The organism is Citrobacter sp. MGH 55 (assembly GCF_016906145.1).
Lineage (GTDB): Bacteria > Pseudomonadota > Gammaproteobacteria > Enterobacterales > Enterobacteriaceae > Citrobacter_A > Citrobacter_A amalonaticus.
Window position 1 is genome coordinate 4,233,295 of record NZ_CP070239.1, and the last position, 22,211, is coordinate 4,255,505.

The following is a 22,211-nucleotide window of genomic DNA, read 5'->3' on the forward strand; positions in this document are numbered from 1 at the left end:
CCTAACACAATGAGGCCCTGCCGACGACACGTCAGCATATGGCGAAACCGCAATAACCGACGCGCAACGAAAAACATAATCACTAATGCAGGTACCACTCCAGGTAATTTTTTTGCAGTTTTAACTTTATTACGTTCGATAACGTTACCTAATGAATTACCCATTAACGGTAATTTAACCACGGCGCGCCCTACATTTCCTGCCTGTTTACCCAGATGAACTTTTTCAGTCGGGCCATATTTCTGCAAACAGATAACAAGATGTTCGCAGACCGTTGTTTTCCCCGAACCATCGCTGCCAATAACGGCTATTAGCGGAGGTTTAATTGATTGCATAAATACACCCTTAAACAAAAATACCCACCATGAATAATTTATTATCCGACTCTCCTTCCGGATATAATTGTTAATACTAAAACGACAATTACCCATTGTCACAACTTTATTGAACAGATATTCTTGGCACACAACCGCCGCCCTCAATTAATTATTTAAACTGGATCTTTCGTGAATCAATATACTATTCCCACTATACCTCCCCCTTTCGCACGGGTGATTGCTATAGTCGGTTGCGATGGTTCAGGTAAATCTACCCTGGCAGCCAGCCTGACGTCGCATCTCGCCCTACAGTTGCCAACAAAACAGCTTTATCTCGGGCAGTCCTCTGGTCGTATTGGTGACTGGATTGAACATTTGCCTGTTGTCGGGGCGTTGTTGGGGCGTTATCTGCGAAAAAAAGCGGCACACGTACACCAGAGTCCTTCTGCGCCGCCAGGAAACATCACGGCGCTGGTGATCTTCCTGCTCTCTTGCTGGAGAGCATACAAATTCCGCAGCATGCTAATTCAGAGTCGGCAAGGCACGCTGTTCATCGTCGATCGTTATCCCCAGGCGGAAGTGCCCGGTTTTCGCTTCGACGGGCCACAGTTGGCCAAAACGGCTGGCGGTAATCGGTGGGTACGACTCCTGAAAGCCCGTGAACTCCAGTTGTACCAGTGGATGGCCTCCTGGCGGCCTCTGCTGTTGATCCGGCTGGATATCGATGAAGAAACCGCCTTCTCACGTAAGCCTGATCATCCCCTTGCCGTGCTCCACGAGAAGATCGCGGTCACGCCGCATCTGACGTTCAACGGAGCACCAATCCTCGAACTGAACGGTCGGGAGTCGGCGGATAAAATTCTTACTGAGTCATTACGCTCAATTCAGACCTCTCTTCGCGATCACCGGATCGGATTTGCGAGTCCTTTTTAAGACGGAACGACATGGACACAGAGAACTTAAGCCCCCAGAACGGGCCATTACCGGAATATATTCCGGGACTGATTGCCGTGGTGGGCTGTGATGGCACCGGTAAATCCACGCTGACGGCGGATTTGGTAAAAAACCTGCAGCAAAAGTGGGTAACTGAACGCCGCTATCTGGGACTTGTTTCCGGAGAAGATGGCGACAAAATCAAACGTCTGCCGCTTATCGGGACATGGCTTGAACGACGACTGGCGACCAAGTCGTCAAAAACGCAGAGCATGAGTACCCGGGCTCCCGCACTTTGGGCGGCGTTAATTATGTACGGATTCTCGCTACGCCGGATGGCTAACTTACGCAAGGTCCGGCGACTGGCGCAAAGCGGCGTGCTGGTGATTAGCGATCGCTACCCTCAGGCCGAAATTTCCGGTTTTCATTATGACGGACCGGGGATTGGCGTCGAACGCGCAACGGGCTGGGTGAAAACCCGCATGGCGAGGCGCGAATCCCGCCTGTATCAGGAAATGGCGTTATATCGTCCTGAACTCATCATTCGTCTTGATATCGATATTGGTACCGCATTTTCCCGTAAGCCCGACCACGACTACAACGAGCTGCGCGACAAAATCGACGTCATGATGAAGCTCACCTACAACGGCTCGAGAATTCTCGATCTGGATTCCAGAGCGCCCTACCGCGAGGTGCTGGAAAAAGCACTGACAGCCGCCTCCGTTACGGCCCGGGATTCTCAGCGCAGGCGCGTTTTATCACAACACGCCAGCGTCCTGCCCGAAATCGGGGAGCACCCATAGCAAAAGAATCTCTGAACTCAGGCACGTACGCGTCACTGGCCTGAGATTTTATGCTGGGCGGGTTTGCCCCTGCTGAGTGATCATTAACAGGTCTGGCGGTTTTTTATCCCATGAAAAAGTGGTTTGCTGATGGCGCGTTTCGCACCATCATTCGTAACAGCGCCTATTTAGGCTCCAGCAATGTGGTGAGCGCCCTGCTGGGGTTACTGGCGCTTTCCTGCGCCGGTAAAGGGATGACGCCTGCGATGTTCGGCGTGCTGGTCATTGTTCAGTCGTACACCAAAGCCATTAGCGATTTTGCCAAATTCCAGACCTGGCAACTGGTCGTTCAGTACGGCACACCCGCGCTGGAAAATAATAATCAGCAGCAGTTCCGAGATGTGATCTCTTTTTCCTTTAGCCTGGATATCGCCAGCGGTGCTGCGGCGATCCTTTGCGGGATGGGGTTACTGCCGTTTCTTTCGCATTCATTAGGCCTCGATGCCGACAGCTTTTGGCTGGCAATGCTGTACTGCACGCTGATCCCTTCAATGGCCTCATCAACCCCAACGGGGATTTTGCGGGCGGTAAACCGTTTTGATTTGATTGCCGTACAGCAGGCCACCAAACCTTTCCTGCGCGCGCTGGGCAGCGTTATCGCGTATTTCGGCGATTTTGGGTTTGCCGGTTTTGTGATCACCTGGTACGCCTCCAGCCTGGTCGGCGGCACAATGTACTGGTGGTTTGCTGCGCGCGAACTGCGTAGCCGGAATATTCACGGTGCGCTACGCCCACGACTGTTTGAGTCGGCGCGCCGCCTTGAAGGCGCATGGAATTTTGTCTGGGCAACCAACTTTGCCCACACGATCTGGTCTGCGAGAAACTCCTGCAGCACGGTATTGGTGGGTGTCGTTCTCGGCCCTGCCGCCGCCGGGCTGTTTAAAATTGCGATGACTTTCTTTGATGCGACAGGAACGCCAGCACAGCTGCTTGCAAAGAGCTTTTATCCCGAAGTGATGCGCTTAGATCCGCGCAGCAAAAAGCCGTGGCAACTGGGAATGAAATCCGCGTTGCTGGCCGGCGGGATTGGAATCGTCGTAGCACTTGCGGTGGTGATTGTTGGTAAGCCGCTTATTTCGCTGGTTTTTGGCGTCAAATACCTCCAGGCGTATGACCTCATCCAGATTATGCTTGGTGCAATTATCGTCTCAATGTTGGGGTTTCCTCAGGAATCGCTGCTGCTTATGTCCGGCAAACAGCGGGCTTTTCTGACCGCACAGACCCTGGCTTCTATCGCCTACATAGTCCTGCTACCAGGGCTGTCGCATCTCTTTGGCGTAATCGGCGCGGCATTTGCTTATTTCGCCGGACAATGCCTGGATGTGCTGCTTTCCCTGATCCCGACACTACACGCCTATCGCCATCGTCAGCGCTTGCCATTTACCGCAGGCAAAGAGACTCACTCATGACACACGAAAAATTCTCGCCAGACGTTCTTCAACGCCTCTTTGCGGCGGTGGAAGAAGACGACATCGTTGATCGCCATGCCGCGCTACCGGAACATGTTCATACCTACTGCACCGAGGACAATATCCGTCGCTGTTATGATTTGTGCCTGCAGTTTTGGGAGGAGGGTTTTACCCGAACGGACTTACTGCATTTGGTGCTGAAACAATTACGCGGCGGCGAGCTGTCAGATAACGAACGGATGCAGTACAAATACATTCGCGCGCGTTATAAGCATTTACGTTTCGCACTGCGTCTCTATCGCAAGAACCACCAGGCAGGCCGTTTATTTAGCAAAACCACCGTTTTTCTCGGCCACTTCCAGGACGGGTTTCGTAACGGAAATAAAACGATTATTGCCACCTATGGAAAGCGCTTGCGTCTTTTCCTGAGCCTTCCCGTCTGGTGGGTTGTCCAGTATTCCTTGCACCACAGTCAGCCAGAAACGGCCAACGGATTTACCACCTATTGTCAGGCGCAAATGCGCACGCTACGGGATCTGCTGGCCCAACCGCAACTGACAGGACGTGAATTCCACACTATGCGAAAAATCATCAGTCAGCAGGTTTCTTATTTCGATACGTTACGCTCTCTCGAACCTGACAATCACGATGCTCGCGCCATCTCCCGCTTTCTGGCTGCTATTAACGGTCTGATGGGAGACCGGCATGATGAGATGGTGGCCGATGCAATGGAAATGCGAACACCGTACGACGAGCCCTGCGCACTGAATGGCGATATTCGTGGCCGTATAGAGCAATGGCTCGCCCGTTATCCTCTGTAGATTGCCCGACACAGGATTCTCCATCCCGACTCAGCGAAATAAAGGATTTACGATGCTGATACGTCGATTATTGATGATTTCACTTCTGCTCTCGCCATGGCTGGCGTCAGCACATAACTTTGTCGGTGGCCAGCCGGTTAAGCCCATTGTCATTACGGATCGCGGCGAATTACTGCTGGATAATCGCGATACGTTTAGCTACCGAACCTGGAATAGCGGTGAACTGGCAGGAAAGGTGCGCATTGTTCAGTATATTGCCGGGCGAAAATCGGCAAAAAAGAAAAACGCAATGTTGATAAAAGCCGTTAAGGCCGCCCATTTCCCTCTGGATCGCTTTCAACCGACCACCATCGTGAATACCGATGATGTGATCTTTGGTTCTGGTTTCTTTGTCCTCGGCAAGATAGAAAAAAACAAACGTCGCTACCCGTGGGCACAATTTATCATCGACAGCAGCGGACTGGGGCGCAAAACCTGGCAACTCAATGAGATGAGTTCAACCATTCTGGTGCTGGATAAAGAGGGCCGCGTCTCGTGGGCTAAGGATGGTGATCTGACGCCGAAAGAGGTGCATCAGGTCATCGCGATGGTACAAAAGATGGTTAACGAATCGCCAGGCCTGTGATGAAATTAATTGAACACTACATCATGACCGGCATTTGTCGACTGGTGGTGACACTTGTGGGCTTTCTGATTTTTATTTTCGCCTGCTATTGCGCACAGCGCTACCTGACCGAAGCGGCCAACGGGACATTAGCCCTCGGCGTTGTGCTGAATGTTGTCTTCTATAAAGTTTTGATTGCGCTGGAGATGTTGCTTCCGGTCGGTCTGTATGTTTCCGTCGGCGTCACCCTTGGCCAGATGTATACCGATTCGGAAATGACGGCGATAGCCGCCGCTGGTGCCACGCCTTCACGCCTTTATCTCGCCGTGATGTTCCTCGCCATTCCATTGAGTATTCTGGTGTTGCTCCTGTCTCTGTACGGCAGACCCTGGGCTTACGCGCAAATTTATCAGTTAGAACAACAGTCGCAGTCAGAGCTGGATGTCCGTCACCTGCAGGCAAGAAAGTTTAACGTCAACAACAATGGACGGATGATCCTCGCCCGTCAGATTGACCCCGACGCGGCTCATTTGAATGATGCGCTGATCTACACCGCCTCTGCCAGTAAAACCAGTATCTTCAGGGCCAACAGCGTGGACGTTGTTGATCCCTCCTCCACGACGCCCTCAGTGATGTTGCACTCCGGTACCGCCTATGTCCTGGATCATCAGGGCCGTGATGATAACGAGCAACTTTTCCGCAATCTCAAACTGAATATGAAACCGTTCGACCAGAATGGCGAGGTCAAACGCAAGGCGAAATCCATACAGACGCTCGCTCGTTCCTCTGCACCGGCGGATACCGCTGAACTGCAATGGCGGGAAAGTCGCGGAGTCTGCGCGTTACTCATGGGGCTGCTGGCAGTCCCGTTAAGCCGCGTCAGGCCACGCCAGGGACGGTTTTCCACACTGCTCCCGCTCACGCTCTTATTCGTCATCATTTTTTATGGCGGTAATATATGCCGTACGCTGGTTGCCAACGGTGCGTTGCCCATCACGCCGGGACTGTGGCTGGTCCCCCTGCTCATGCTGTCAGGTCTGGTGATTCTGTTGATTCGCGACGGCACGCTGCGATGGAAAACGTATAAATGAAAATCTTCAGTCGCTATATCATACGCAATCTCTTTTTAGGATTTGCGGCGGCTGCAGGGTTACTGCTTCCCCTGTTTACCACCTTTAATCTGATCGGCGAACTCGATGATGTGAGTCCAGACGGATACCGCTGGACGCAGGCGGTGATGGTCGTGTTGATGACATTGCCGAGGACCCTTATCGATCTTGGTCCGTTTATCGCTTTGCTCGGTGGCATTATCGGATTGGGACAGTTGTCGAAAAGCGGGGAATTAACCGCCATACGCACCACGGGATGCTCAATTTTCAAAATCGCCATAGTGACGCTAAGCGCGGGACTGATGCTAATCGTTGCCCTCGGCGTCATTGATGAATGGATTGCCTCGCCGATGCAACAACAGGCGTTGCAGATTAAAACGCGCTACAGCAATCACGATACGGCAGGAAACATTCTGTGGGCCCGGCGCGGCAATGTGTTTGTGACGGTAAAATCGCTGGATGCGCATCGCCAGCCAGAAGGCATTGAGCTCTTTTACTACCGGGCGGACCACTCTCTGCAACGGTATATCTATGCGCGAACCGCCACCATTTCAGATAACGGCGTCTGGCGGCTTGAGGGCGTCAATCAAAAAGCGTGGGCCAACGGTAAGGAGACAATCGAGACGAAAGAGAACGTCGTGTGGTCATCTTTGTTCGCGGACATGAGTCTTGAGGAACTCACCCTGCCCAGCAGCAGTTTTTCAGTTAAACAACTCAGTCATTATATTTCCTACCTGAAGAGTACAGGTCAACCCAGTCTCGAATTTACGCTGGCGTTGTGGCTAAAGCTGGGACATCCGCTTTTAATCCTGGCGATGATTTTACTGGCGATCCCTTTCACCTTTAGCACCCCCCGCGCTCCCGGACTCGGGAGTCGACTGGCCGTCGGTGTGATCGTTGGTCTACTTACTTACGTCTGTGACCAGATCATCGTCAACCTGGGACTGCTCTATTCCCTGAACGTGCAAATGACAACGCTGGCACCGCCAATATTGCTCCTGGCGGTGGCATTAATACTGGTTTATCGATTCGATCGCCAACCCTGATATCGCAACATTCATCAGACGGCGTGATGGACAGGAGTAAGACATCGCAGCAGATATTCTCAGGAAGAATATCTGCTGCGTAGAGCGGATTATTTTTTCAGCTGTGCAAATGCCTGAATAATCGCGTCAATCTGCTCGTAGGTATGTGCGGCATTAACACTGCAACGCAGCAACGTAATCCCGGCGGGGGCAGCCGGTGGCAAAATGAGATTCACATAAACGCCAGCGGCGATCAGTTCTCGCCAGATACGCAGTCCCTCTTCTTTTGCACCAATAATCACCGGTACCACAGGGCTGATGTGCGAACTCAGCTCATAACCCAGTTTCTCAAGCCCTTCATACAGTCGCGCTGCGTTATCCCACAGCTTTTGGCGCAGCTCCGGTTGTGTTGCGATCGTTTTCAACGCAGAGCGGACGGTTGCAATGCTCGACGGCGATGGGGATGCGGTAAAAATGTAGGGACGACTGGCGTAACGCAGGACATCCATGCCCTGATCGCCGACGGCAAAACCACCAATAGAAGCCAGGCTCTTACTGAAGGTTCCCACAATAATATCGACATCCTGCTCCACACCGGCGGCTTCCGCCAGTCCCCGTCCCTTCGCGCCCATCACGCCGAAGGAATGGGCTTCATCGACAATTAAAAAGCCACCCAACCGTTTTTTGATCTCGACAATATCGACCAGTGGCGCAATGTCGCCCAGCATGCTGTAAATGCCTTCGACAATGATGATTGCGTCTTTGGCGCGCTCACCAAGGCGCATCATGCGCCGCTCGAGATCTTTCGCGTCATTATGGCGAAAGCGGATAATTTCAGCTCCACCTAACGCGCAGGCATCATAAATGCTGGCGTGGCTGTCAGCGTCCAGCAATACCACGGCATTGTGACTGGCAAGCGTGCTGATTATCCCCAAATTCGCGGTATAGCCTGTGGAGAATACGATGGCTGATGGTCGCTCAAAAAACTCGGCAATCTCCTTTTCTAAGGCTAAATGTGGTCCATAGCTGCCATTCGCCATTCGTGAACCGGTCGTGCCTGTCCCCTGACTGGCTAAAGCGGCCTGCCCCTCGGCAATCGCCTGTGGATTAAAGGTGAGCCCCAGATAGTTATTCGTACCTGCCAGAATAATTTTTTGGTTGCCAATCCGTCCTTCCGTTGCGGAAAACACCTCATCGATACAGGTGCCAAATGGGTTAATTCCTGCCATGCTAAATTGTTCCCGCTCGCAGGCCAGGCGCGAGAATCTATCATAGAGACTCATTGATACTCTCCAGATAAGAGATTAACGCTTCCATTAATTGCGCCGGGGTTCTGACATCCAGCAAAATATTAATAGGGATGGAAATGTCGAATTTATCTTCCAGCAACATTAATAAATCCATAACTTTAATCGATTCCAGCCCAAGATCATTAACCAGATCGCTGTCAGGATGGATATCTACGCCGCTTTCGACCATACCCTGTAAACACTCAAGGGTGTAATCCATTACTTCTTCATGATTTAACATAGAAAATAACATACCTGTAATATTAATAATTAAAATAACCCCTGCCGTAACGCATATTCCAGGCTAACCCGGGGAAACCAATTTATTTTCTCGCACAGAGAATTATTATTTGCCGACCAGTCAGAGTGGATTAACTCACAAACTTTACTTCGGGTTAACATCGGTTCTTTTCCGGCAAACCGACTGATTAACGTACTCGCGTCGGCAAACAATGTGAGTAACGGTAACGGAATGGTTACGGTGCGAACCGGTCCGTTGCGCACTACGGCCGCAATTTCCTGAATGCGTTGCCAGTTGTAGCCACCGGCAACACCATCGCAGAGTTCATACGGATAAACCGGCATCCGGTCGGCCATGAGCCATTGACTGACAGCCTGCGCTAAATCGCTCACGTGCAAAAATGACAAACGGGCCTCGGCAGCGCCAAAACGCGGAAGGTAACCGCGCAGCATCGCGCGAAACAGCGGTGTTAACTCTTTGTCACCGGGTCCATACACTGCCGTAGGTCGAAAAATCCCCAGCGTAATTTCTGCGGCCATCGTCGTTAGCCGTTGTTCTGCGACATACTTGGAATTTGCATACCATGAGAGTTCCGGGTGACGTGCTGCAAGCGACGAGATAAACAGAAAGCGTCGACAGCTGCCGCTCTCTTTCGCGGCCTGCATCAGCCGTTGGCTGCCTTCAACATTGCAGCGGGTGAAGATCGCTTCTGTGTGTCCGCGAACCTGCCCTGCACAGTGGATGACATGTTCCGCCCCGGCGACCAGTTGCGCCAGTGCCTCACTGTCTTCCAGCGCCCCCCGGATCCAGACAAGATTATCGCGCACGTCGTGGCGAATCGTTCGGGTTAACGCCCGAACGGCAAAACCGCGGGACAGCAGGTCATCAATAATATGCTTCCCGATAAAGCCGGTTCCACCTGTCACCGCAACCGTGATGCTCATTGCAAGTATCCCGGCATAGGGATCGGTGAGTTAAGCGACTCAGCAAAGAGATTCAGGTAGCGTTTTTTCGCTTCCGCACGCGCCGGTTTCCCGGATGATGTCCGTGGAATACTGTGCGGCGGCAAGAGTTCGATGCTAACAGAAACCCCAAACTCGCTTTGTACCCGTGCGGTCAGGCTATGGACGATCTGCGCCCGACGTTCTTCACAACTGACCCGGCACTGGATCTGTAAAATAATCCGTTCCTGAGACGTCACAAATGCTATCGCATCGCCGGAATGTATTTCCGGTTCCTGTTCCGCAATATACTCAATATCCTGTGGCCAGATATTCCGACCACGAATAATGATCAGATCTTTTATACGTCCCGTCACGTACAGGTAGCCATCCAGAAGATAGCCCAGATCCCCGGTATCCAACCATCCCGTTGACTGGATATCCTTCTGCGAAACCGGATCCTGAAAATAACCACTCATCAGACTCGGACCGGAAATGCAGATATGGCCAACGTCTCTTTCAGGCAATGGGCTCCCAACTTCGTTACGAATTTCAATGCGGTGGCCGGGAAGTGCTTTACCGCAATTCACGAATGTAGATATCGCCCGGGTACTTTTCGTCGGCGCAACCGCTTTACCCTGGCATTCGAGTATGTCGCGATCGACATCGTTCACCTGTGAACCGGAGGCTTCATCAGAAAAGCTCACCGCCAGCGCATTTTCAGCCAAACCATAGCACGGCATGAATGCTTTGCTGTCAAATCCCGCGCGCTTGAAACAATCGCCAAACTGATTCAGTTGTCCGGCGGAAATGGGTTCTGCCCCCACTCCGGCTACGCGCCAGCAGGAGAGATCCAACCCGGCAAGTTCGTTGTCATTGATACGACGCAGGCATAAATCGTAACCGAAAGGCGGCGCAACGGAGACGGTGCAGCGGTTCTGACTGATTAATTTCAGCCACTGCAGCGGGCGCATAGCAAAATCCTGGGTGCGCAGATAGTCAACGGATAGCTGAGTCGCCACAGGCGTAAGCAGAAAGCCCACCAGCCCCATATCATGATAAAAAGGCAGCCAGGATACGCAACGGTCACTGTCTCGCAATTTGATTCCATCATGGCTAATCACATGCAGATTCGCCATAACTTCACGGTGAGTAATAATGACGCCACGAGGAAAACGCGTGCTGCCTGAGGTGTACTGAAGGTAAGCAATATCGTCTGGCGACGGTAATGGCAGCTCAATATCCTTTTCCGACAGCGCATTAAATTGCGCATTGCTGAGAATGCGGATTGCCGCACTATGCTCGTTGACCACATTTATCAGCGACAACCATTGGTCACTGCTGATGATAGCCGCAGGCTGACAACTGGCGAGCAGGCCCTGCAATTTCGCGGAATAAGAATCGCGTTGTCCAACCCCCATAGGAATGGCCAGCGGTACCGCCACCAACCCCGCATACTGACACGCAAAAAAGGCTTCGACAAAACCGACGCTGGTTTCCGCAATCAGCGCGACGCGATCGCCCTTGTTGAGATTCAATGAAAGCAACCGTCTGGCTCCGGCTTTAGCCCGCATTTTTAGCTCTCGGTATTCCAGTACTGCTTCAGGCTGAATGCGTCGATCATAAAAATTCATTCCTGCATTTCCCAAAGCGGCATAGTCCAGAGCTTCCACCAGGGTTGAAAAGTCAGCATAACGCATAGGAAGAGAATGAGTTGAGATTCTATTGGACATATACACCATGAAAATGTTTGAATTTAAAATCGATGGATATACAAAACAAATAATCGGCGGCTGATAATATAAATTAAATAGTCATTAAACAGTATCTCTTTTTTGGCTAAAAGATCATCAACAAAATAAATGTTTTTCTGCATTTCAATTTCAATAATTATCATATTACCCAGCTAAATATTTTATTTCCTTCCCTGCATGGAGAATTATCATTAAACGCCCTGTCCACCTCCTGTCTTATGTTTTACCGTCCTGTTTTATCACCAACCGCATTAAGTGGTAAAAGAGAGAAAGAAACATTGAGTAATTTATTTCGTTTCGACTGACCAGTTGGCAGTCAGTGTAATTATGTTTATTTCTGCACTTTTTATTTAAGGCTGTTTATGATTCAGATACAAAAAGTCATGAATAAACATGACCTCAACACGTTTATCTCTTTCCCTTCTTCACTTTATTGCGCCGACGACAGCTGGATCGAGCCCTTGCACCTTGAACGTGCAGAGCATCTGTCCGCAAAAAATCCTGGTTCTGAACATATTCGTTGGCAGGCATGGATCGCTAAAAAAGCAGGACGGGTCGTCGGGCGCATCACGGCACAAATTGACACCCTGCATCGCAAACGGTATGGCAACGACACGGGTCATTTTGGCATGATCGATGCCATCGACGACCCTGAGGTCTTTAGCGCACTGTTTGCCGCCGCCGAATCATGGCTGAAATCCGCCGGGGCGCAAAAAATCACCGGACCTTTTAGCCTGAACATTAACCAGGAAAGCGGCCTTCTGGTTGATGGCTTTGAGACGCCGCCCTGCGCGCTGATGCCACACGGGAAACCCTATTATGGCGCTCACGTGGAACAACTGGGATACACCAAAGGAATCGATCTGCTGGCCTATTGGATGCAGCGCACAGATTTATCTTTCTCACCGTCGCTGGTCCGACTGATGGATCAGGTACGTCAAAAGGTCACCATTCGCAGCATCAACCGTAAGCGGTTTAGTGAAGAAATGCAGATTCTGCGTAAAATTTTCAACTCCGGATGGCAACACAACTGGGGATTTGTCCCCTTCACGGAACACGAATTCGCCTCCATGGGCGAGCAGCTCAAATTCCTTGTTCCGGACGATATGATTCACATTGCTGAAATAGATTCCGTGCCTTGCGCCTTTATCGTTGGCCTGCCGAATATTAATGAGGCGATCGCCGATCTCAACGGTCGGCTGTTGCCTTTCGGCTGGGCCAAACTGCTCTGGCGACTAAAAGTGAGCGGTGTGCGCACCGCGCGGGTGCCTCTGATGGGCGTTCGTCAGGAATATCAGTTCAGCCGCATTGGCCCGGTCATGGCTCTGCTGTTAATAGAGGCATTACGCGACCCGTTTGCCAGACACCATATTGACGCGCTGGAGATGTCCTGGATTCTGGAGTCTAATAGCGGGATGCGCACAATCCTGGAACGCATCGGCGGAGTTGCCTACAAGCGCTATCGCCTGTACGAAAAACAACTCTGACTGCGGTCTGAAGAAGCAAACGCGGGTATCAGTAAGTTCCCTCTCTAAAGCAGGTCTTAGCCCATAACGTATGTTTTTCTGCTAACAGGCGTCGCAGTAAATGTTCGGTTTTAATGGCCCACATCAGGTATGCCAAAGCCATTCAATTCACGAACGTCAATCCTGACGTAACCCGGAAGGGCTTATCATCTGTATAGAATATCAGTCTGATGCGGCAAGGGGTGCCCCCTGCCGGATCTCCCTTGCCATAGACGTGCTGAACAGGACACGCGAAAAAGGAATCCGTCAGGATTCCCTTTTCTGTTACGTTTCAGTGCCCGTTGATCGTTTCATTCACTTCTGAGCCTGGTGGAAAATCCGCCACAGAAAGGACAATATTCAGGCCCTGAGGCCGGAATGTTGTTGAATGAATCAACATATATTTATACCAGCGAAAAAATAACCGCTTATCCCTTACGTTAATACGTTCAAGAATACTGTACAACCTTGAGTATATCGACTTCTGGCTCAACCCCAGATATTGCGAAGCGTCAGCATAGGTATCCAGACAAACAATCGCATTGAGCGTGTGTTTATCCGCCCGATTCATCTTCGCCATAAACTGGCAGAACTCACACGTCTGCTCCCCACTGTTAGCCTGCGCATCCTTAAGTTTTTCAATAATCAGACTAATAGAATCACTATAGTTTATATGTTGTTTCAGGAACAAATTATCTTGTTTATCTGAAATACTCACTAATGTATATTCAGCGACTATGGCGCAACAGCATCGTGTTTGTACCCACATTGCAGGAAGAAAGCAGAATGGTTTCCGATCTGATGGCCTCGCTGCCCAATTTTTTATTTCACTCAGCGCAAGAGCGATCAGTGGAGAAATTTTATCATCGACAACCACGTTATCCCTCCTTGTATCGCTATTCGCAAATATACACTTAACTTAAAAAAACTGCCAAATGATATAACTGTTCAATCTAATACATCATGATAGGAAAAAACTATCACTATTCTTATTTCTATCGTCACACCAGATCGGAATATTAACAAAAACCAACATATTTATATAAATATCAATTTGTTACAAAAAACAAAAAAGTCATATGGTGTAACAATACAGAAAACAAACAGAAACAATAAATCAACACAACAACGTGTTAAATCATAAAAAAACCAGGATTATTTAATCGCCACCCAGGAAAATAAATAAATATCAGCATCAATCTTAGGAATTATCAAAAATACATTTTAAGAATCTTCTGAAAATACTTAATTATCCTACAAACACAAGAGAAGAGAATGTTAATTATTAACAAGAAATTATTTAATGTATTTAAAAACAGGGCCTAACCTTTTATGGGTTATTAAATAATTATTATAACCGCGTCACAGAAACAATCCATTTTCGCTGTTTTAACGATTAATTGTGGACGCACCTGGCCGGACGTCTTTGTGAGACAGAAAGGAAGAAGGTTTCAGGTGTGATAATTATTTAATACGGTCGTTGCTTTCGCCACGACGCTTCTCTTCTGGAGAGAATACGACATAGCCCTCAGGCTATGCCGCATTACTTACTTTATCGTGCGATTAACGCAAATACGCCCCAACCGAAGTATTCCCGGGTGTAGGTGACATGGCGTTCAGGCGCTATCGTCAACTCCGCGCGAACCTCATCGGCAAAATCATCCTCTGCATTAGCTTCTAACCAACGGCGCATTGTCAGCCATTTCGCCGCTTCATATCGGTCCCAGCCCTCCTGGTCTGCCAGCACCATTTCCACAACGTCATAGCCGAGTTCGTTGAAAGAAGAGACGAGCCCAGGAAGGGTGATAAAATCAGCCTTCGACGAAACACCACAGGCCTGGGCGATCTCTTCCGTTGCGGGAACCTGACGCCAGTAAGGTTCACCGATCAGTATCATTCCGCCTGGCTTGAGGCTTTTTGCCAACAGCCCGACGCTTCCGGCTACGCCACCGGCAATCCAGGTCGCGCCAACACAGGCCGCCACGTCGCATTTTTCGTCCGTGACGTAACCCGCCGCGTCGTTATGAATAAAATGGACGCGTTCGCTGACGCCAAGCTCTTCAGCACGCTGTTTTGCCTGGGCAGTAAAAAGCTGGCTCATGTCGATACCGGTACCGTTAATGCCGTGATCGCGCGCCCAGGTGCAGAGCATCTCACCAGAACCACTGCCGAGATCAAGAATGCGCGCTCCCGGCTTCATGCGTAACACCCGGCCCAATGTGGCATACTTTTCCGGCGTAAACGGGTTATGAATGCGATGTTCGCTTTCGCTAATCGTAAAAATACGTGGGATATCCATTAGTTAATTCCTTTCATTGCGTTACGAATAAGAGAGCGTTCAGTCTGATTGTTATTCACGCCAGTGCTCCGGTTTCATTAAGGCCTGCGCACATTGGATGTCGCCGGCACGATCAAAGGGTTGTGCGGAGAGGGACTGCATCATCCAGCAGGCCTTATGTTCCTCCGCAATGGGGTAAGGCGCGGGAAAGCCTTTGTCTCCTGCACAGGGTTCAAATCCATGTCGCGGATAGTAAGTGGCATGACCGAGAACAAAAACGCACTGGCATCCCATCGAGCGTAAGTGTTCTATACCGGTACGAATCAATAATCCGCCCACGCCCCTCCCCTGGTATTCAGGGATGACCGCCAGGGGAGCAAGGATATGCATCAGAGGGGAATCCATTTCTCCTTTGAATGTCGCCCGGGTAAACAGGATATGCCCGACGGCGTTACCTTCCTGTCTGGCCAGCAACGATAACGTTGGACGCGCAGTGTCGTCCTCGAGCAAAGAAGCCACCAGGCAGGCCTCTTTACTGTAGCCAAAGGCGCGGGTTTCGACTTCCCGGATGTCGTTGGCATCACTTTCATCGGTGATATGAATAGTGAAGTTGCGTGTTGTCATAACGCTCTCCTTAGCGGTTATCTGGCTGAGCACGCACGTTGTTCAGCCCGGTGGTATTAATGCGGTACGGCTGACCATTGACGGATTTGATCAGCTTTTTGGTTTTGAGTTTTTTGAAGACGGCAAGTGTACAGTCGGCGAGCAGCAGCCCTTCGCGACTGTAGCATTCAACGGCGGTGACGCGGCCTGACGCATCGCGGACGTGCGCAATACGTCCACCTTTGGCGAGAACGTGTAAGGTACGTTGTTCCTGACGGGATAAATTCATACTGGAAAACCTGTTTAATCATCATGTGCAAAACGTGCAAACACACAGCGGTGTCCGCATTCGATTTCGGCGCATTGATAATCAGTCCGGCCTGAAAAGGTCGGGGAAACTGATTATCAGATGATTACATTCTCCAGCATCAAAGCCTCGGGTTGAGTTGAAAGGTATTTACGAGGTGAATGGTAACACGTAATTTCAGCAGGGATATGCACAGGTCGGAAAAATGTGATCGCCGTCGAAATCACACCCGTCGTCGCGGACATTGCCTCATTTACCATCGCAAGCCATATTTGCGAAGATGAGGATAACCGAATTGAGCGCCGGATTCAGGGTCGCGCCCCCCATTGCCTGCCGCTACCGACAGGCAATAGAAACGTACTTACCGCTGATGCGTTGCCGCTTTCATGCTCATCACAAATGCCTTTAACTCAGCCAGCATCGTTTCCTCATTATCTCTGTTTTTCTCAATGATCCTGACGATGGCAGAGCCTGAAATGGCCCCCGTCGCACCAGCGTTAATTGCATCCGCCACCTGATCGGGCGTGGAAATCCCAAACCCCTGCAGTGTCGGTGGAGCCTGTTGCATAAGATATGTTCAGCATTCGTCTGCATAGTAGACAAACGCCAGCTTATTGCCGTCGGGATCTCTGACATAGGCGCTATGAAAGCCTTGTCCATACTGTGGTCTGTGACCCGGCGCGCCTTCATCCGTGCCGCCCAGGCGAAGAGCGAGCGCGTGAAGTTGTTGGATATGTTCGACGGATCGGGCATTCAGCGCCACCATCGTGCCATTTCCGACACCTGCGGCCTGGCCATCAAAGGGTTTGCCAACGCACAATCCGGTGGTGTGGTTTTCACTGAACATCCCCCATGATGCGCCCTCTTCGCCACGGCCTGCTTTCGGGTGCCCAAGCAGCTCCATTAACGGATCGTAGAAACCGATCGCACGTGGCAGATCGTTCGTACCCAGCATGATGTAAGAAAACATACTCCCTCCTCATTTGATGTCGCAGGGATTATCCGCTTGATCCCCCTGCGGGCGTCACCGTCAGGTTACGTGTGACTAACATACCGAACGGCAGCGAGTCGTTAAGCGCGTCAGATCAATAGAACAGACCTATACCGTAATGAAAATTGATTGAACTTATATCCCCGGCGATCGCCGTTTTGCTGGTCTCAACGTATCTCTTGGCCGGTGAGCAGGATGGCAACGCTGGAATTTTTTTTCATGTCCCTTTTCCGCTCAGTACGCCATCCAGTATGTATGGATAAAATAAGATGGATGAGAATGTGGTTCTGACATTGCTCAATGAGCGGGGTATGTATTTGCCGATCGGATTTTTTACGGCTGTTGGCTTTTTACGGTCATTTTCCGACAGACATTCAATCTGATGACATACTCCGGTTTAAGCATGATGCGCCTTCATCCTGACTTCGTGAGTCTTGTAGTGACTGGTATCAGGGCTATCTAGCGCAACAAAACTTTACCCAGCAAATACGTGGTTGCCTGTCCGCCGATATGTACACGCTCCCCGGCACTCTGACAGCGTAGCTCCCCACCGCGTTCGGCCCCCTGATACGCCAGCATCTCCGTTTTGTTCAGTTTTTCCGCCCAGTAAGGAATGAGCATGCTATGCGCTGAACCGGTAACGGGATCTTCCGCTACGGCTTCTCCTGGACAGAAGAAACGGCTGACAAAATCGTATTTCCCTTCACCCGGTGCGGTGACACAAACCATTTTCCCTAAAGGGATCATCGCGTGGATATTCGGGCGCAGCACGTCAACCTGTTGCTGATTATCCAGCACCACCATATAATCCCGCCCGACGCGCATGTCTTTGTATTCCGTGATACCCAACGCCTCCAGTAGAAGAGACGGCGGCGTGACGGACTCGGTTCCCCAGGCAGGAAAATCCAGCGTCAACCATTCACCGCTACGTGCAACAGTCAGCGGGCCAACAAATCGGGTAGTAAAATGGATACTGTCGCGCGGATAATCCAGATGTTCAAAGATGACATGAGCTGCCGCCAGCGTGGCATGCCCACACAGATTGATTTCTCCTTGCGTGGTAAACCAGCGCAGCTCAAAGCCGTTTTCAGTGGGGACAAAATAGGCCGTTTCTGACTGGTTATGTTGTTTAGACATCTTCAGTAACGTCTCATCAGGCAACCATTCGGTTAGCGGACAGACTGCTGCGGCATTGCCGCCAAACGTCGTGGTACTGAAGGCATCAACCATGTAAAAATCAATTTGTTGCATCGCGCAAACCTCGAATGTTCTTTGTGTAATTTACACTTTATCATGCCACGACGACCTGTCGTCTTTCATTTTCAGGTATTCATATTCAGCGTAATGGCAGTGCAATAATTCTGCTATTAAAACTGCGCACAAGATCACATTTAATCATCGCATTACGGTTCAGCATGTTGAACAAGGCATATTTTCAACTGTGCAATGCCGATATTATTTATTCTAACCACAGGAGGGAGCCAGTATGGTTCGCAAAGGGTGTAATTCATTAGTCCGTGCCGAAAAAATATTAACCCATATTGCATGGGTAGGCGTGGCGAGTTATATGGAGCTATTAAAAGAATTCCAGTATCCCAAAAGCAGCCTGCTTAATTTATTAAATGTGATGGTGGAGTGCGGCTTCTTAATTAAAAACAAAAATGGCCATTATTCGCTGGGAATAAAAAACTACGAACTGGGTTGTCAGGCACTGCACCGCCAAAATATCTTTGAGGTGACGAAACGGCCTATGCAGGAGCTGTCGCTGAAAAGCGGCCTGGTTTGTCACCTGGGGGCAATGGAGCGCTATTCTGCTATCTATCTCGACAAGGTTGAAAGCCCGGAATCAGTGCCAACGAGTAAAAGCTGGATTGGCAAAAAACTGGAATTACACATTACCGCGCTGGGTAAAGCGTTATTAGCCTGGAAAACACGGGAAGAACTGGATTATTTTTTAGATGCGATCACGTTAACGCCGCATACGCGCAATACGTTAACCGATAAAAAGTTATTTCTGGAGGAGTTGCAAAAAACACGACTTCGGGGATGGGCCATAGACAGTGAAGAATCAACCTATGGCGCGGTATGTTTAAGTATGCCGGTATTCAATATGTATAACCGGGTCAACTATGCGATCTCGCTGTCAGGCGATCCTGTAGTTTATTCAGGAAATAAGATCGACGGCTATCTGGAACTGCTCCGCAAATGTGCCGGGCAAATATCTTATGGGCTGGGCTACAGAAACGAAAATGAGTATTTACGAAAAGGAAACTGAGGTAATGAGAAAATTCAGCGGCATTATTCCACCGGTATCCAGCACGTTTCATCGTGACGGGACCATTGATAAAACAGCAATGCGTCAGGTTGCCGACTTCCTGATCAATAAGGGAGTCGACGGGCTGTTTTACCTTGGCACCGGGGGGGAATTTAGCCAGATGAATACCGCCCAGCGAATGGCGTTCGCCGAAGAAGCCGTTGCCGTTGTCGGTGGTCGGGTTCCGGTCCTGATTGGCGTCGGTTCGCCTTCTACTGATGAAGCGGTCAAACTGGCACAACATGCCCAGGCCTGCGGCGCTGACGGCGTCGTCGCAATTAATCCCTACTACTGGAAAGTCGCGTCACGCAATCTTGACGACTATTACCAGCAGATCGCCCGTAGCGTCACACTGCCGGTGATCCTGTACAACTTTCCGGATCTGACCGGTCAGGACTTAACCCCAGAGACCGTGAAACGTCTGGCGCTGCAAAATGAGAACATCGTCGGGATCAAAGACACTATCGACAGCGTTGGCCATCTGCGCGCAATGATTAACACCGTTAAGTCAGTGCGCCCGTCATTTTCGGTCTTCTGCGGCTACGACGACCATTTACTCAACACCCTGCTGCTGGGTGGCGATGGCGCAATATCCGCCAGCGCGAACTTTGCTCCGGAGCTCTCTGTCGGTATCTACCACGCCTGGCGCGAGGGCGATCTGGCAACTGCCGCTACCCTGAATCAAAAGCTGCTGCAACTGCCGGCGATTTACGCCCTGGAAACGCCGTTTGTCTCACTGATCAAATACAGCATGCAGTGCGTGGGATTGCCGGTGGAGACGTATTGCTTGCCGCCGATTCTCGATGTGTCAGAAGAAGCCAAAGAAAAAGTCCATGCGCTGCTGGTCGCGCAGGGAATTATATCGCTCTGAGGAGAAGATCATGTCTGTTCGCTCTATTTTTGCTGACGAGAGTCACGATATCTACACCGTCAGAACGCACGCCGATGGGCCTGACGGTGAACTGCCGCTGACGCCGGAGATGCTCATCAACCGCCCGAGCGGGGACCTGTTCGGGATGACGATGAATGCCGGAATGGGCTGGTCTCCGGATGAGCTGAATCGCGACGGCATTTTGCTACTCAGCACGCTGGGAGGGTTACGCGGGGAAGACGGTAAGCCCATCGCACTGGCGCTGCACCAGGGTCACTACGAGCTGGATATCCAGATGAAAGCGGCAGCAGAGGTGATCAAAGCGAACCGCGCCCTACCCTATGCCGTGTATGTTTCCGATCCCTGCGACGGACGAACACAGGGTACAACGGGCATGTTTGATTCACTGCCATACCGTAATGACGCCTCAATGGTGATGCGCCGCCTGATCCGCTCCCTGCCCGATGCGAAAGCCGTTATTGGCGTGGCGAGCTGTGATAAGGGACTCCCGGCCACCATGATGGCCCTCGCCGCGCAGCATGATAAAGCGACAGTGCTGGTGCCTGGTGGCGCGACGCTGCCCGCGAAGGATGGAGAAGATAACGGCAAAGTGCAGACCATCGGCGCACGCTTCGCTAATGGCGAATTATCGCTACAGGACGCTCGTCGTGCTGGCTGTAAGGCCTGTGCCTCCTCGGGCGGCGGCTGTCAATTTCTGGGTACCGCCGGGACATCGCAGGTGGTGGCCGAAGGTCTTGGGCTGGCGATCCCGCACTCTGCGCTAGCCCCTTCCGGTGAGCCGGTATGGCAAGAGATCGCCAGAGCCTCCGCGCGGGCAGCGTTGAACTTATGTAAACAAGGTATCACTACCCGGGAAATCCTTACCGACAAAGCGATTGAGAATGCGATGACGGTTCATGCAGCGTTCGGCGGTTCAACAAACCTGCTGCTGCACATCCCGGCGATTGCCCATCAGGCAGGCTGCCATGTCCCGACCGTTGACGACTGGATCCGCATCAATAAGCGTGTGCCCCGACTGGTGAGCGTGCTCCCGAATGGTCCGGTTTATCACCCGACAGTGAATGCATTCATGGCAGGCGGTGTGCCGGAAGTGATGTTGCATCTTCGCAGTCTTGGATTGCTGCATGAAGACGTGATGACCGTAACCGGCAGCACACTGAAGGAGAACCTCGACTGGTGGGAACACTCCGAGCGGCGGCAGCGATTCAAACAACTGCTACGCGACCAGGAACAGATCGACGCCGACGAGGTGATCATGTCACCGCAACGCGCGCGGGAGCGTGGCCTGACTTCAACGATCACCTTCCCGGTCGGCAATATTGCCCCGGAAGGATCGGTGATCAAGTCCACCGCCATCGATCCCTCGGTAATTGATGATCAAGGCATCTATTGCCATAAAGGGGTGGCGAAGGTTTATCTGTCCGAGAAAACAGCAATTTACGATATCAAGCACGACAAAATTAAAGCAGGCGATATTCTGGTCATTATCGGCGTTGGCCCTTCCGGTACCGGGATGGAAGAAACCTACCAGGTCACCAGCGCCCTGAAACATCTGTCTTATGGTAAGCATGTCTCCCTGATCACGGATGCGCGTTTCTCGGGCGTTTCCACTGGCGCGTGCATTGGTCACGTGGGACCGGAAGCCCTCGCCGGGGGGCCAATCAGTAAATTACGCACCGGGGATATTATTGAAATCAAAATTGATTGCCGCGAACTTCAGGGCGAAGTCAATTTCCTCGGAACCCGTAACGATGAAAAATTACCCTCACGGGAGGAGGCTACCGCAATATTGAACGCCAGACCCAGCCACCAGGATTTACTTCCTGATCCGGAACTGCCAGACGATACCCGGCTTTGGGCGATGCTTCAGGCAGTGAGCGGCGGGACATGGACGGGCTGTGTTTACGATGTGAATAAAATCGGTGCGGCCCTGAACGATTATATGAATAACACCTTAAAGCAAAAATAATAATATCCAGACCGCTAAATAACCCGGCTACACATTATTAAAACATTGTGTAGTCGGACTATGACCG

General features: G+C 51.0%; 20 protein-coding genes and 3 pseudogenes. 11 read left to right on the forward strand and 12 right to left on the reverse strand.

Features of this window, described 5'->3' with window-relative positions; translation table 11 throughout:
* Positions 1-335: pseudogene (locus tag JTI98_RS17710) on the reverse strand (thymidylate kinase); the annotation flags it as partial.
* A gap of 171 nt (positions 336-506) precedes the next feature.
* On the opposite strand from JTI98_RS17710, the gene JTI98_RS17715 reads away from it, so the two are divergent.
* From JTI98_RS17715 to lptG, 7 genes are all read left to right on the forward strand, one after another.
* Positions 507-1,250 (forward strand): hypothetical protein, encoded by a 744-nt coding sequence (locus JTI98_RS17715; protein ID WP_252869601.1) that lies wholly within the window; start codon positions 507-509, stop codon positions 1,248-1,250.
* Between the two features lie 11 nt (positions 1,251-1,261).
* Entirely contained in the window at positions 1,262-2,053 is a 792-nt protein-coding gene (locus JTI98_RS17720; RefSeq protein ID WP_058587896.1) for a hypothetical protein, read from the forward strand.
* Positions 2,054-2,163: 110 nt separating this feature from the next.
* The gene (locus JTI98_RS17725) at positions 2,164-3,501 is read left to right on the forward strand and encodes a lipopolysaccharide biosynthesis protein (RefSeq protein WP_058587895.1); all 1,338 of its coding nucleotides are present in this window, start codon (positions 2,164-2,166) and stop codon (positions 3,499-3,501) included.
* Positions 3,498-4,322, forward strand: coding sequence for a hypothetical protein (locus JTI98_RS17730; RefSeq protein ID WP_216081603.1), 825 nt, complete (start codon positions 3,498-3,500; stop codon positions 4,320-4,322). Before JTI98_RS17725 ends, JTI98_RS17730 begins: the two co-directional genes overlap by 4 nt.
* Positions 4,323-4,374: 52 nt before the next feature.
* Positions 4,375-4,947, forward strand: coding sequence for a YtfJ family protein (locus JTI98_RS17735; RefSeq protein WP_043001067.1), 573 nt, complete (start codon positions 4,375-4,377; stop codon positions 4,945-4,947).
* Positions 4,947-6,017, forward strand: a complete 1,071-nt coding sequence (lptF, locus tag JTI98_RS17740; RefSeq protein ID WP_216081604.1) for an LPS export ABC transporter permease LptF — start codon at positions 4,947-4,949, stop codon at positions 6,015-6,017. Before JTI98_RS17735 ends, lptF begins: the two co-directional genes overlap by 1 nt.
* Positions 6,014-7,081, forward strand: coding sequence for an LPS export ABC transporter permease LptG (gene lptG / locus JTI98_RS17745; protein WP_044264025.1), 1,068 nt, complete (start codon positions 6,014-6,016; stop codon positions 7,079-7,081). The genes lptF and lptG overlap by 4 nt, the downstream gene beginning before the upstream one ends.
* A gap of 89 nt (positions 7,082-7,170) precedes the next feature.
* Here the strand turns inward: lptG and JTI98_RS17750 are convergent, their stop codons facing one another.
* The 4 genes from JTI98_RS17750 to JTI98_RS17765 are packed head-to-tail and all read right to left on the reverse strand — an operon-like array spanning position 7,171 to position 11,264.
* Complete coding sequence (locus JTI98_RS17750; RefSeq protein ID WP_044327367.1) at positions 7,171-8,343, reverse strand: aminotransferase class I/II-fold pyridoxal phosphate-dependent enzyme; 1,173 nt, start codon at positions 8,341-8,343, stop codon at positions 7,171-7,173.
* On the reverse strand, positions 8,330-8,590 hold the full coding sequence (locus tag JTI98_RS17755; protein ID WP_216081605.1) for an acyl carrier protein: 261 nt from the start codon (positions 8,588-8,590) through the stop codon (positions 8,330-8,332). The genes JTI98_RS17750 and JTI98_RS17755 overlap by 14 nt, the downstream gene beginning before the upstream one ends.
* A gap of 29 nt (positions 8,591-8,619) precedes the next feature.
* Entirely contained in the window at positions 8,620-9,534 is a 915-nt protein-coding gene (locus JTI98_RS17760; protein ID WP_044327366.1) for an NAD(P)-dependent oxidoreductase, read from the reverse strand.
* Complete coding sequence (locus JTI98_RS17765) at positions 9,531-11,264, reverse strand: fatty acyl-AMP ligase (RefSeq protein ID WP_216081606.1); 1,734 nt, start codon at positions 11,262-11,264, stop codon at positions 9,531-9,533. The genes JTI98_RS17760 and JTI98_RS17765 overlap by 4 nt, the downstream gene beginning before the upstream one ends.
* Positions 11,265-11,647: 383 nt before the next feature.
* Between JTI98_RS17765 and JTI98_RS17770 the strand changes: the two genes are divergently transcribed.
* Positions 11,648-12,772 carry an N-acetyltransferase gene (locus JTI98_RS17770; RefSeq protein ID WP_216081607.1) on the forward strand — a complete coding sequence of 375 codons (1,125 nt, stop codon included), beginning with the start codon at positions 11,648-11,650 and terminating at the stop codon, positions 12,770-12,772.
* 310 nt (positions 12,773-13,082) lie between these two features.
* Here JTI98_RS17770 and JTI98_RS17775 read toward each other — a convergent pair whose 3' ends face one another.
* From JTI98_RS17775 to JTI98_RS17805, 7 genes and pseudogenes are all read right to left on the reverse strand, one after another.
* Positions 13,083-13,667 carry a hypothetical protein gene (locus JTI98_RS17775; protein WP_044258110.1) on the reverse strand — a complete coding sequence of 195 codons (585 nt, stop codon included), beginning with the start codon at positions 13,665-13,667 and terminating at the stop codon, positions 13,083-13,085.
* 675 nt (positions 13,668-14,342) lie between these two features.
* Complete coding sequence (locus JTI98_RS17780; protein ID WP_061070267.1) at positions 14,343-15,089, reverse strand: cyclopropane-fatty-acyl-phospholipid synthase family protein; 747 nt, start codon at positions 15,087-15,089, stop codon at positions 14,343-14,345.
* Between the two features lie 55 nt (positions 15,090-15,144).
* Positions 15,145-15,692 (reverse strand): annotated as a pseudogene (locus JTI98_RS17785) (GNAT family N-acetyltransferase).
* Positions 15,693-15,702: 10 nt separating this feature from the next.
* On the reverse strand, positions 15,703-15,960 hold the full coding sequence (locus JTI98_RS17790; RefSeq protein WP_043001077.1) for a YjhX family toxin: 258 nt from the start codon (positions 15,958-15,960) through the stop codon (positions 15,703-15,705).
* A 379-nt stretch (positions 15,961-16,339) separates the two neighbouring features.
* Positions 16,340-16,537 (reverse strand): annotated as a pseudogene (locus JTI98_RS17795) (tryptophan synthase subunit alpha); the annotation flags it as partial.
* A gap of 18 nt (positions 16,538-16,555) precedes the next feature.
* Complete coding sequence (locus tag JTI98_RS17800) at positions 16,556-16,948, reverse strand: VOC family protein (protein ID WP_044328647.1); 393 nt, start codon at positions 16,946-16,948, stop codon at positions 16,556-16,558.
* Between the two features lie 480 nt (positions 16,949-17,428).
* Positions 17,429-18,220, reverse strand: a complete 792-nt coding sequence (locus tag JTI98_RS17805; RefSeq protein ID WP_058587889.1) for a PhzF family phenazine biosynthesis protein — start codon at positions 18,218-18,220, stop codon at positions 17,429-17,431.
* 235 nt (positions 18,221-18,455) lie between these two features.
* On the opposite strand from JTI98_RS17805, the gene JTI98_RS17810 reads away from it, so the two are divergent.
* The 3 genes from JTI98_RS17810 to yjhG are packed head-to-tail and all read left to right on the forward strand — an operon-like array spanning position 18,456 to position 22,144.
* Positions 18,456-19,244 carry an IclR family transcriptional regulator gene (locus tag JTI98_RS17810; RefSeq protein WP_043001081.1) on the forward strand — a complete coding sequence of 263 codons (789 nt, stop codon included), beginning with the start codon at positions 18,456-18,458 and terminating at the stop codon, positions 19,242-19,244.
* 4 nt (positions 19,245-19,248) lie between these two features.
* Positions 19,249-20,154: a dihydrodipicolinate synthase family protein gene (locus JTI98_RS17815; protein ID WP_127522969.1), complete on the forward strand. Its 906-nt coding sequence runs from the start codon at positions 19,249-19,251 to the stop codon at positions 20,152-20,154.
* Positions 20,155-20,164: 10 nt separating this feature from the next.
* The gene (yjhG, locus tag JTI98_RS17820) at positions 20,165-22,144 is read left to right on the forward strand and encodes a xylonate dehydratase YjhG (RefSeq protein ID WP_216081608.1); all 1,980 of its coding nucleotides are present in this window, start codon (positions 20,165-20,167) and stop codon (positions 22,142-22,144) included.
* The last annotated feature ends 67 nt before the right edge of the window (positions 22,145-22,211 follow it).

What these genes read in the sequence shown, in the direction of transcription:
- JTI98_RS17800 (WP_044328647.1), bottom strand. Translation starts at nt 16,948, where the DNA reads ATGTTTTCTTACATCATGCTGGGTACGAACGATCTGCCACGTGCGATC.
- JTI98_RS17810 (WP_043001081.1), top strand. Translation starts at nt 18,456, where the DNA reads ATGGTTCGCAAAGGGTGTAATTCATTAGTCCGTGCCGAAAAAATATTA.
- yjhG (WP_216081608.1), top strand. Translation starts at nt 20,165, where the DNA reads ATGTCTGTTCGCTCTATTTTTGCTGACGAGAGTCACGATATCTACACC.
- lptG (WP_044264025.1), top strand. Translation starts at nt 6,014, where the DNA reads ATGAAAATCTTCAGTCGCTATATCATACGCAATCTCTTTTTAGGATTT.
- lptF (WP_216081604.1), top strand. Translation starts at nt 4,947, where the DNA reads ATGAAATTAATTGAACACTACATCATGACCGGCATTTGTCGACTGGTG.
- JTI98_RS17765 (WP_216081606.1), bottom strand. Translation starts at nt 11,264, where the DNA reads ATGTCCAATAGAATCTCAACTCATTCTCTTCCTATGCGTTATGCTGAC.
- JTI98_RS17790 (WP_043001077.1), bottom strand. Translation starts at nt 15,960, where the DNA reads ATGAATTTATCCCGTCAGGAACAACGTACCTTACACGTTCTCGCCAAA.
- JTI98_RS17755 (WP_216081605.1), bottom strand. Translation starts at nt 8,590, where the DNA reads ATGTTAAATCATGAAGAAGTAATGGATTACACCCTTGAGTGTTTACAG.
- JTI98_RS17730 (WP_216081603.1), top strand. Translation starts at nt 3,498, where the DNA reads ATGACACACGAAAAATTCTCGCCAGACGTTCTTCAACGCCTCTTTGCG.
- JTI98_RS17815 (WP_127522969.1), top strand. Translation starts at nt 19,249, where the DNA reads ATGAGAAAATTCAGCGGCATTATTCCACCGGTATCCAGCACGTTTCAT.
- JTI98_RS17780 (WP_061070267.1), bottom strand. Translation starts at nt 15,089, where the DNA reads ATGGATATCCCACGTATTTTTACGATTAGCGAAAGCGAACATCGCATT.
- JTI98_RS17760 (WP_044327366.1), bottom strand. Translation starts at nt 9,534, where the DNA reads ATGAGCATCACGGTTGCGGTGACAGGTGGAACCGGCTTTATCGGGAAG.
- JTI98_RS17725 (WP_058587895.1), top strand. Translation starts at nt 2,164, where the DNA reads ATGAAAAAGTGGTTTGCTGATGGCGCGTTTCGCACCATCATTCGTAAC.
- JTI98_RS17720 (WP_058587896.1), top strand. Translation starts at nt 1,262, where the DNA reads ATGGACACAGAGAACTTAAGCCCCCAGAACGGGCCATTACCGGAATAT.
- JTI98_RS17750 (WP_044327367.1), bottom strand. Translation starts at nt 8,343, where the DNA reads ATGAGTCTCTATGATAGATTCTCGCGCCTGGCCTGCGAGCGGGAACAA.
- JTI98_RS17735 (WP_043001067.1), top strand. Translation starts at nt 4,375, where the DNA reads ATGCTGATACGTCGATTATTGATGATTTCACTTCTGCTCTCGCCATGG.
- JTI98_RS17805 (WP_058587889.1), bottom strand. Translation starts at nt 18,220, where the DNA reads ATGCAACAAATTGATTTTTACATGGTTGATGCCTTCAGTACCACGACG.
- JTI98_RS17770 (WP_216081607.1), top strand. Translation starts at nt 11,648, where the DNA reads ATGATTCAGATACAAAAAGTCATGAATAAACATGACCTCAACACGTTT.